General features: G+C 67.5%; 11 protein-coding genes. 10 read left to right on the top strand and 1 reads right to left on the bottom strand.

Features of this window, described 5'->3' with window-relative positions; translation table 11 throughout:
* The 4 genes from ACN675_RS18105 to ACN675_RS18090 form a co-directional block, all read left to right on the top strand.
* A partial coding sequence (locus tag ACN675_RS18105; protein ID WP_420752150.1) for a biotin/lipoyl-containing protein occupies positions 1–571 on the top strand: 571 nt, incomplete at its 5' end.
* Positions 568–1,728, top strand: a complete 1,161-nt coding sequence (locus ACN675_RS18100; RefSeq protein WP_420752149.1) for an acyl-CoA dehydrogenase family protein — start codon at positions 568–570, stop codon at positions 1,726–1,728. The genes ACN675_RS18105 and ACN675_RS18100, both read left to right, overlap by 4 nt.
* Positions 1,729–1,778: 50 nt before the next feature.
* Positions 1,779–2,564 carry an enoyl-CoA hydratase family protein gene (locus ACN675_RS18095; RefSeq protein ID WP_420752148.1) on the top strand — a complete coding sequence of 262 codons (786 nt, stop codon included), beginning with the start codon at positions 1,779–1,781 and terminating at the stop codon, positions 2,562–2,564.
* Positions 2,565–2,619: 55 nt separating this feature from the next.
* A complete protein-coding gene (locus tag ACN675_RS18090) occupies positions 2,620–3,273 on the top strand; it encodes a TetR/AcrR family transcriptional regulator (RefSeq protein WP_420752147.1) in 654 nt (217 codons plus the stop codon).
* 34 nt (positions 3,274–3,307) lie between these two features.
* Here the strand turns inward: ACN675_RS18090 and ACN675_RS18085 are convergent, their stop codons facing one another.
* Entirely contained in the window at positions 3,308–3,859 is a 552-nt protein-coding gene (locus tag ACN675_RS18085; protein ID WP_420752146.1) for a TetR/AcrR family transcriptional regulator, read from the bottom strand.
* Between the two features lie 158 nt (positions 3,860–4,017).
* Here ACN675_RS18085 and ACN675_RS18080 point away from each other — a divergent pair, with 158 nt between their 5' ends.
* From ACN675_RS18080 to fusA, 6 genes are all read left to right on the top strand, one after another.
* Positions 4,018–4,647, top strand: coding sequence for a TetR/AcrR family transcriptional regulator (locus tag ACN675_RS18080; RefSeq protein WP_420752145.1), 630 nt, complete (start codon positions 4,018–4,020; stop codon positions 4,645–4,647).
* A gap of 11 nt (positions 4,648–4,658) precedes the next feature.
* A complete protein-coding gene (locus ACN675_RS18075) occupies positions 4,659–5,201 on the top strand; it encodes a DUF3558 domain-containing protein (RefSeq protein WP_420752144.1) in 543 nt (180 codons plus the stop codon).
* Positions 5,198–5,764, top strand: coding sequence for a DUF3558 domain-containing protein (locus tag ACN675_RS18070; protein WP_420752143.1), 567 nt, complete (start codon positions 5,198–5,200; stop codon positions 5,762–5,764). The genes ACN675_RS18075 and ACN675_RS18070 overlap by 4 nt, the downstream gene beginning before the upstream one ends.
* A 333-nt stretch (positions 5,765–6,097) precedes the next feature.
* A complete protein-coding gene (rpsL, locus tag ACN675_RS18065; RefSeq protein ID WP_197251459.1) occupies positions 6,098–6,472 on the top strand; it encodes a 30S ribosomal protein S12 in 375 nt (124 codons plus the stop codon).
* The gene (rpsG, locus tag ACN675_RS18060) at positions 6,472–6,942 is read left to right on the top strand and encodes a 30S ribosomal protein S7 (protein WP_068159523.1); all 471 of its coding nucleotides are present in this window, start codon (positions 6,472–6,474) and stop codon (positions 6,940–6,942) included. The genes rpsL and rpsG overlap by 1 nt, the downstream gene beginning before the upstream one ends.
* A 146-nt stretch (positions 6,943–7,088) precedes the next feature.
* Positions 7,089–9,191 carry an elongation factor G gene (gene fusA, locus ACN675_RS18055; RefSeq protein ID WP_420752142.1) on the top strand — a complete coding sequence of 701 codons (2,103 nt, stop codon included), beginning with the start codon at positions 7,089–7,091 and terminating at the stop codon, positions 9,189–9,191.
* Positions 9,192–9,274 lie beyond the last annotated feature (83 nt).

The following is a 9,274-nucleotide window of genomic DNA, read 5'->3' as shown; positions in this document are numbered from 1 at the left end:
GTCCGTGAACGCGGGCCTGCCCGGCGGGTGGCGGAACCTGCCGTCGCAACCGCAGGTCAAGACGTTCACCGGCGATCACGGTGAGCATGAGGTGCGCTACCGGCTCGGCCGCACCGGGCTGGACACGGTCGGGTTCGACACCGGGTTCGAGACGGTCACCCTTCTCGATCTCCGGCCCGACCGGGTGGTCCTCGAACTGGACGGGCTGCGCCGCGAGTTCCGGGTCGCACGCTACGCCGATGCGGTGCACGTCGATTCGGGGCTCGGGCCGGTCCGGCTGCGCGAGGTCCCGCGCTTCACGGATCCGTCGATGCAGGTCGCCGCCGGGTCGCTGCTCGCGCCGATGCCCGGCGCGGTGATCCGCCTCGGCGCCGAGGTCGGCGACACCGTCACCGCCGGGCAGCCGATCCTGTGGCTCGACGCGATGAAGATGGAACACACGATCACCGCCCCCACCTCGGGGGTCCTCACCGAATTGAACGTCACCGTCGGCGCGCAGGTCGCCGTCGGCGCGCTCCTGGCCGTTGTCACGGAGCCGGACGCGCACACCGCAGAAGGAGATCAGGCATGAGTGTCATCGAAACCGACGAACAGAAGCAGCTGCGGGCCGCGGTCGCCGCGCTCGCCGAACGCTACAACTACGTCGACTACGTGCTGCCGAAGGCCCGCCGCCACGAGCCGCTGACTGAATTGTGGGACGAGGCATCGAAACTCGGATTTCTCGGTGTGAACCTGCCGGAGGAATACGGCGGGGGTGGCGCCGGGATCTACGAACTGGCGCTCGTGCAGGAGGAACTCGCCGCGAAGGGATGCGGGCTGCTGCTGGTCGTCGTGTCACCTGCCATCTGCGGCACCATCATCGCCAAGTACGGCACCGACGCGCAGAAGCAGCAGTGGCTGCCCGGCCTCGCGGACGGTTCGAAGATCATGGCGTTCGGCATCACCGAGGCCGACGCCGGATCGAATTCGCACCGGATCTCCACCGTCGCCAAGCGTGACGGTGAGGATTGGATCCTCCACGGCAGCAAGATCTTCATCTCCGGTGTCGACCAGGCCGACGCGGTGCTCGTCGTCGCCCGGACCGAGGACGCGAAGACCGGCAAGCTGCGCCCCGCCCTGTTCATCGTGCCCACGGACACCCCCGGCTTCGTCAAGACGCCGATGGAAATGGACATCATCGAGCCCGACCACCAGTTCACGTTGTTCTTCGACGACGTGCGGCTGCCCGCCGACGCGCTGGTCGGTGAGCCGGAAGCGGCACTGATGCAGTTGTTCGCCGGGCTCAACCCCGAACGCATCCTCGGCGCGGCGATGGCGGTCGGGCTCGGCCGCTACGCCCTCGACGCGGCCGTGCGCTACGCCGGGGAACGCACCGTGTGGAAGGACCCCATCGGTGCGCACCAGGGCATCGCGCATCCGTTGGCGCAGTGCAAGATCGAACTCGAGCTCGCCAAGCTGATGATGCAGAAGGCCGCCGTACTGTACGACAGCGGCGACGACTTCGGTGCGGCGGAAGCGGCGAACATGGCGAAGTACGCGGGTGCCGAGGCCAGCATCAAGACACTCGACCAGGCGATCCAGACCCACGGCGGTGGCGGCCTCACCCAGGAGTACGGCCTCGCGTCGCTGCTCGGTGCCGCTCGAATCGCGCGGGTCGCTCCGGTGAGCCGGGAGATGATCCTCAACTTCGTGTCGCAGCATTCCCTGGGACTGCCGAAGTCGTACTGAGCCGCAGCGGGGGACCGCCGGATCAGGGAGACTTCAGTGAGGAGGTAGTGGTGGCCGATCCGGAACGATCCGAGCCGTACGTGCGGTACAAGACGTCGCGCGGGTTCGCGAAACTGACGCTCGACTCGCCGCACAACCGCAACGCACTGTCGGCGCGCATGCTCGACGAGTTGCGTCGCGGCCTGGACACCGCTGCGTCCGATCCCGGCGTCCGCGCCGTCGTCCTCACCCACACCGGCGGAACATTCTGTGCCGGAGCCGACCTCGGCGAGGCGTCGGACAACCCCGCCGAGGCGGCCGCGGAACGTACCCGGGAGATGACGGCGCTGCTGCGGGCGTTCCTGGAACTGCCGAAACCGGTCGTCGGGGTGATCGACGGTCACGTGCGGGCCGGCGGGATGGGGCTGGTCGGCGCGTGCGACATCGTCGTCGCCGGACCGCGATCGACGTTCGCGCTGACCGAGGTCAAACTCGGGCTCGCGGCGTCGATCATCTCCCTGACCGTTCTGCCTCGCCTGTCCCAGCGGGCCGCGGGACGCTACTTCCTCACCGGCGAACGCTTCGGCCCCGAGGAAGCGGTCGCGATCGGCCTGGTGACGATGGAGACGGACGACCCCCACGGGACCGTGAACGAACTGCTGGCCGACCTGTCCGAATGTTCGCCGCAAGGCCTGGCCGAGTCGAAACGGCTGATCACGATGCGGACGCTCGCGGACTTCGACCGCTACAGCGACGAGCTGGCCGCGCAGTCCGCGCGGCTGTTCGGTTCCGAGGAAGCGATCGAAGGTGTGACCGCGTTCCTGCAGCGCCGGCGCCCGTCGTGGGCGCGGAAGTGAAGCGGTCGGCGCGGTGCTTTTGATCGAGCGGGCTCCGGTGAGGAACAGTGCAGGCATGAGCACAGGGCCGGCCGACGGCAGCCGACGTCGCGCGGAGCAGGAACACACGCGCGCCCGCGCGGAGCAGGAACGCAGCCGCGCCACCCGCACGACGATTCTCGATGCCGCCGTCGAAGTCCTGGTCGCGCACGGATATTCGCGCGCGACCACCGTACGGATCCAGCAGGCTGCCGGGGTGTCCCGCGGGCGGCTGCTGCATCACTATCCCAACCGGGACTCGCTGCTCGTCGCGGCCGTCCATCACCTGGCCGCGCGCGGGGTGCGCGACGTGGGCCGGGACCGGCAGTGGCCGGCGGACCCCGTCGAGCGCATCGCGGTCGCCGTGGACCTGATGTGGCAGCACTTCCGCCAGCCGTACTTCTGGGCGTCGATGGAACTGTGGCTGGCCGCGCGTTCGCACGAGGACCTGCGCACCGAACTGCTGCCGCTGGAACGTGCGCTGGGCGGCATGATCAAGGAACAGACGGACCGGTTCTTCGGACCGGACCTGACCGCGAATCCGCGCTACGCCGAGACCCGCGACCTCGTGTACACGAGCATGCGCGGGGTCGCGCTCGGCTACGCGATCGATCCGCGGGACGCCGAGACCGATCCGTACCTGCGCGAATGGCGCCGGCAGTTCGAACAGGTGCTGCTCGATCGTGCCTGACGACCGGTGCTTCCGCGGCGGGCCGCGAGTACCCCTACGCCGGTGTGCGCACGGCCAGCGCGTCCGCGAACGTCTTCTTCAGCGACCACCGCAGGTGGTCGAGGTCCGGCTGTGGCATCGACTGCTGGTATCCGTACAGGATGAACAGTCCCATCCGGGCGAAGTTCTCGGCGTCGGCGCCGGATCCGAGGAGACCGGTCGTGGCTTCCAGTACGACGTCGAATCGTTGCCGGTCGACCGTGTTCTGCACGGCCCGGACCTCGGCGTCGCTGTGTGCCCACGCCCGGATCGCGGATTCGGCGCGGTGCGGCAGCCCGCACGCGAACTCGATGAGCAGTTCGAGACGCTGATCGGACTCGGCGACGAGCCGGGCCGCGTCCACGAGCTGCAGGGTTTGCCTGTCGAGCCAGTGCTGCAGGAACTCGGTCTTGAACTGACCCCAGCTCTGGAAATAGTTGTAGAACGAACCCGTCGTGACGGCCAGGCGCCGGCACAGGGGTGCCTGCTTGAGGCCACCGTGATCGTCCGTAGACAGAATCTCGATGGCGGCGTCGAAATAGTCTTCCCGCCTGACCAGTGTCGCCACGACGAGACCTCCCCTCCCTGTCCGTATCGGTCTCGAGTGTACGAAAGGGCGTGCCGCATCCCCGACCACTTGTCGCGCGGTGCCATCATGGGTCTGCTGCCGGCTCTGGGGAAGAGTGCCGAGGCAACCGCACAGCACGACACACACGGAGGGCAGCAGTGACGCGGGAGCCCAAGCAGGACCGCAGCCGCGCGACACGCCAGCGGTTGCTCGAGGCGACGATCGACTGCCTTGCCGAACTCGGCTGGGGCGCGACCACGGTCGGTGTCGTCGCCGAACGTGCCGGTGTGTCGCGGGGCGCGACCCAGCATCATTTCCCGACCCGCGAGGAACTGATCACCGCGGCGCTCGAGTTCATGTTCGACAGCCGCATGGATCTGGTGCGCCGCGAGAGTATCGATCTGCCGTACGGTCCGGCCCGCACCGAGGCGGTGGTGGCGCGGCTCGTCGAGCAGTACACCGGCAGCCTGTTCCGGGCCGCGCTCCAGGTGTGGACCGCCGCGGCCGCCGATCCGGAACTGCGGGCGCGCATCGTGCCGCTCGAGGAACACTTCGGGCGCGTCGCGCACCGGGTGGCTCTCGAGGAACTCGACGCGGACGGCTCCGATCCGGTGGTGCACCGCATGGTGCAGGCCACGCTCGACCTTGCCCGCGGTCTCGGTCTCGCGGACGTGCTCACCGACGATTCGCGGCGACGTGCCGAGATCGTGCGGAACTGGGCCGCCCAGCTCGACACGGTCATCGACGCGGCGCGGCGCCGCCGGGCGACCGAGCACTCGGCTGGGTAAGGTCAGTGTCCATGCTTGCCAAGCCGGCCACGATGCTGGCCGCGGTCGCGGCCCTCGGGTTCGCCGCCACCGGGTGCGGTTCCGGCGACGACGCGCCTCCGGCCGCCGACGCGTCACCCGCCCAGCAGGTCACCGAGCCGGGCCCGTTCTTCGGGGAGTGCAGCTCGGTCACCGACGACGAGGTGGGCGCCGCGTTCGGTCTGGGCGCGTTCGCGACGGTCACCCGCAATTCGGTCGGGTGCGAATGGGAGACGGTGGTCGGCGGGCCCAGCGTCACGTTCTCGTGGTACCGGGGCAGTCCCATCGGGCGCGAACGCGCCGGCTCCGATCTGATCGGCCGCCCGGCCGAGGACGTCGAGATCGGCGGTCACGAGGGGTTCATGGGCTCGGCGCAGAACGAGCTGGGGCAGACCGTGCTGTGCGAGATCGGCCTTCAGTACGGAGGCGACTTCATCCACTGGTCCGTCACGTACGCGGACTTCACGCCCGCCGCGGACGCGTGTGTGGTCGCGCGCCGGCTCGCGGAGCTGTCCGCGGAGAGGGCAGAGGAATGAGCGCGCGCCGAATCACCTCGAGCCGGCTGGGACGGACCGCCACGGCGGTGCTAGCCGCCGTGGTCGCCGGGGGAGCGCTCGCCGGATGCAGCCGCACCATCGAGGGGCGCGCAGTACAGGAAGGTGCCGGTGGGGGTGGAGCCTCGGCCGAATTCACCAAGCTGCTCACCGAGTGCGATGCCGTCACCGACGAGCAGATCGCGCAGAGCGTCGGATCCGACTACGTGCTGCGCGGGTTCTTCGGCGCGATCTGCCGCTGGGACGGCGACGGCCCCAGCGGTCCGGTCAAGGTCACCTTCAACTGGTTCGAGACGGGTGCCCTCGACACCGAACGCGAGGCCGGTGAACGGCTCGGCTACGCGGTGGAGAACACCACCGTCGAGGGCCGGCGGGCGCTGCTGATGCGACGGCCCGCCGATCCGCATTCGTGCGGTGTCTCCGCGAACGCGTCGACCGTGGGGATCTTCGGCTGGTGGGTGCAGTACGCGCCCGGATCGGCGCATCCGGATCCGTGCGAAGCGGCCGCAACACTGGCCCGGCTCACTCTCAACCTGAGCAGCTGAGGCCGCTGTGCGAGGTCGGTGGGGGAGCGGTAGCTCACTTTGACCTCGTGGCTCGCCGCCGGGTATCGTTGTGGGTCGTGTCCGGCATGCCCGGGCCGATCTGTGTGCCTATGCGAGGTAGTGCCGTGCGCGCGGTCTGTAGACAGTCTGTAGACAACTGCAGTTTGCGAGCCCCCGGCTGCCTGTGTGGGGGTACGCGACACGCCCGACCTCGTGTGCACACGGGGGGCGGGTGCGGGGCAGCAGCTTCCTTGTCCCAACCGATGGATCCCTAATTTCAGAACAGCCGAGGCTGCTCGTGTGAGCAGCTCCAGACAACGAGAAAGCCTGTAGATGCCAACCATCAATCAGCTGGTCCGCAAGGGCCGCCGCGACAAGACCGCCAAGGTCAAGACCGCGGCCCTCAAGGGCAGCCCGCAGCGCCGTGGCGTGTGCACCCGCGTGTACACCACCACCCCGAAGAAGCCGAACTCGGCTCTCCGTAAGGTCGCGCGTGTCCGCCTGACCAGCGCTGTCGAGGTCACCGCGTACATCCCCGGTGAGGGCCACAACCTCCAGGAGCACTCGATGGTGCTCGTTCGTGGCGGTCGTGTGAAGGACCTCCCGGGTGTCCGCTACAAGATCATCCGCGGCTCGCTCGACACCCAGGGTGTCAAGAACCGCAAGCAGGCTCGCAGCCGCTACGGAGCGAAGAAGGAGAAGGGCTGATGCCACGTAAGGGTCCCGCTCCCAAGCGCCCGCTGATCGCCGATCCGGTCTACGGTTCGCCGCTGGTCACGCAGCTGGTCAACAAGATCCTCCTGGACGGTAAGAAGTCCACCGCCGAGCGCATCGTCTACGAGGCGCTCGAGCAGGCTCGCGAGAAGACCGGCACCGATCCGGTCGTCACCCTCAAGCGCGCGCTCGACAACGTCAAGCCCGCTCTCGAGGTCCGCAGCCGCCGCGTCGGTGGTGCCACCTACCAGGTCCCGGTCGAGGTTCGCCCCGGCCGTTCCACCACGCTGGCCCTGCGCTGGCTGGTCACCTTCGCGCGTCAGCGTCGTGAGAAGACCATGGTGGAGCGTCTGGCCAACGAGCTTCTCGACGCGAGCAACGGTCTCGGTGCGTCCGTGAAGCGCCGCGAGGACACCCACAAGATGGCTGAAGCCAACAAGGCGTTCGCGCACTACCGCTGGTGAGTCGTTGCCGGCCGGGAGGATCGGTTACCACCACCTCCCGGTCGGCTGCTCGCACATCTGTGTCGGTCCTGTGACGGCCGGCTGACAACACAAGAACACGTGGTCCGCACCCAAGGACCGACACGAGCTACGAGCGGGGTTTACCTGTGGCACAGGAAGTGCTGACCGACCTGAACAAGGTCCGCAACATCGGCATCATGGCGCACATCGATGCCGGCAAGACCACCACGACCGAGCGCATCCTCTTCTACACCGGTGTGAACTACAAGATCGGTGAGACCCATGACGGTGCTTCGACCACCGACTGGATGGAGCAGGAGAAGGAGCGTGGTATCACCATCACCTCCGCCGCCGTGACCTGCTTCTGGAACAAGAACCAGATCAACATCATCGACACCCCCGGCCACGTCGACTTCACGGTCGAGGTCGAGCGGTCCCTGCGCGTCCTCGACGGCGCGGTCGCCGTGTTCGACGGCAAGGAGGGCGTCGAGCCCCAGTCCGAGCAGGTCTGGCGCCAGGCTGCCAAGTACGACGTTCCGCGCATCTGCTTCGTCAACAAGATGGACAAGATGGGCGCGGACTTCTACTTCACCGTGCAGACGATCATCGATCGTCTCGGTGCGAAGCCGCTGGTCCTCCAGCTCCCGATCGGTGCCGAGGATGCCTTCGACGGCGTCGTCGACCTCGTCGAGATGAAGGCCATCACCTGGCGCGGCACCGTCGAGATCGGCGCCGAGCCGACCATCGAGGAGATCCCCGCCGAGCTCGCCGACAAGGCCGCCGAGTACCGCGAGAAGCTGCTCGAGACCGTCGCCGAGTCCGACGAAGAGCTCATGGAGAAGTACTTCGGCGGCGAGGAACTCACCGTCGCGGAGATCAAGGCTGCCATCCGCAAGATGACCGTCGCCTCCGAGCTCTACCCGGTGCTGTGCGGCTCCGCGTTCAAGAACAAGGGTGTTCAGCCCATGCTCGACGCGGTCATCGACTACCTGCCGAACCCGCTGGACATCGGCGAGGTCCAGGGCTCCAAGCTGAACGACGAGGAGACCGTCCTCACGCGTAAGCCGAGCAAGGACGAGCCGTTCTCGGCTCTGGCCTTCAAGATCGCTGCGCACCCGTTCTTCGGCAAGCTGACCTTCGTCCGCGTGTACTCCGGCCGGGTCGAGCCCGGTGCCCAGGTGCTCAACGCCACCAAGGGCAAGAAGGAGCGCATCGGCAAGCTGTTCCAGATGCACGCCAACAAGGAGAACCCGGTCGATGAGGCCGTCGCGGGCCACATCTACGCGATGATCGGCCTGAAGGACACCACGACCGGTGACACGCTGTGCGCGCAGGACGCCCCGATCGTCCTCGAGTCGATGACCTTCCCGGACCCGGTCATCCAGGTCTCCATCGAGCCCAAGACCAAGTCCGACCAGGAGAAGCTGGGCACCGCGATCCAGAAGCTCGCCGAAGAGGACCCGACGTTCTCCGTCGAGCTCGACGAGGAGACCGGCCAGACCGTCATCGGCGGCATGGGCGAGCTCCACCTCGACATCCTCGTCGACCGCATGCGTCGCGAGTTCAAGGTCGAGGCCAACGTCGGCAAGCCGCAGGTTGCGTACCGCGAGACCATCACCAAGCCGGTCGAGAAGCTCGAGTTCACGCACAAGAAGCAGACCGGTGGTTCCGGCCAGTTCGCGAAGGTCATCATCGCCCTGGAGCCCTTCAAGGGCGAGGACGGCGCGACCTACGAGTTCGAGAACAAGGTCACCGGTGGTCGCGTGCCCCGCGAGTACATCCCGTCCGTCGACGCCGGTGCGCAGGACGCGATGCAGTACGGCGTGCTCGCCGGCTACCCGCTGGTGAACGTCAAGGTCACGCTCCTCGACGGTGCGTACCACGACGTCGACTCGTCGGAAATGGCGTTCAAGATCGCCGGTTCGCAGGCCCTGAAGGAAGCTGCCCGCAAGGCTGCTCCGGTCATCCTCGAGCCGCTCATGGCTGTCGAGGTCACCACCCCCGAGGACTACATGGGTGAAGTGATCGGCGACCTCAACTCCCGCCGTGGCCAGATCCAGGCCATGGAGGAACGCAGTGGTGCCCGTGTCGTGAAGGCGCTGGTTCCGCTCTCGGAGATGTTCGGTTACATCGGTGACCTGCGGTCGAAGACCCAGGGCCGGGCGAACTTCTCCATGGTGTTCGATTCCTACGCAGAGGTTCCGTCGAACGTCTCGAAGGAAATCATCGCCAAGGCGACCGGCGAGTAACCTTCGGGTTATCCCCTCGGTCACCTGCACGACCAAGTAATAAAACCGCACTGCTGCATACTGCAAGCAACAACAGTCCAGGA

This window comes from Rhodococcus sp. O3 (assembly GCF_048897285.1).
Classification (GTDB): domain Bacteria; phylum Actinomycetota; class Actinomycetes; order Mycobacteriales; family Mycobacteriaceae; genus Rhodococcus.
Note: the sequence above shows the minus strand (reverse complement) of the source record. Positions and strands in the feature narration are given on the sequence as shown.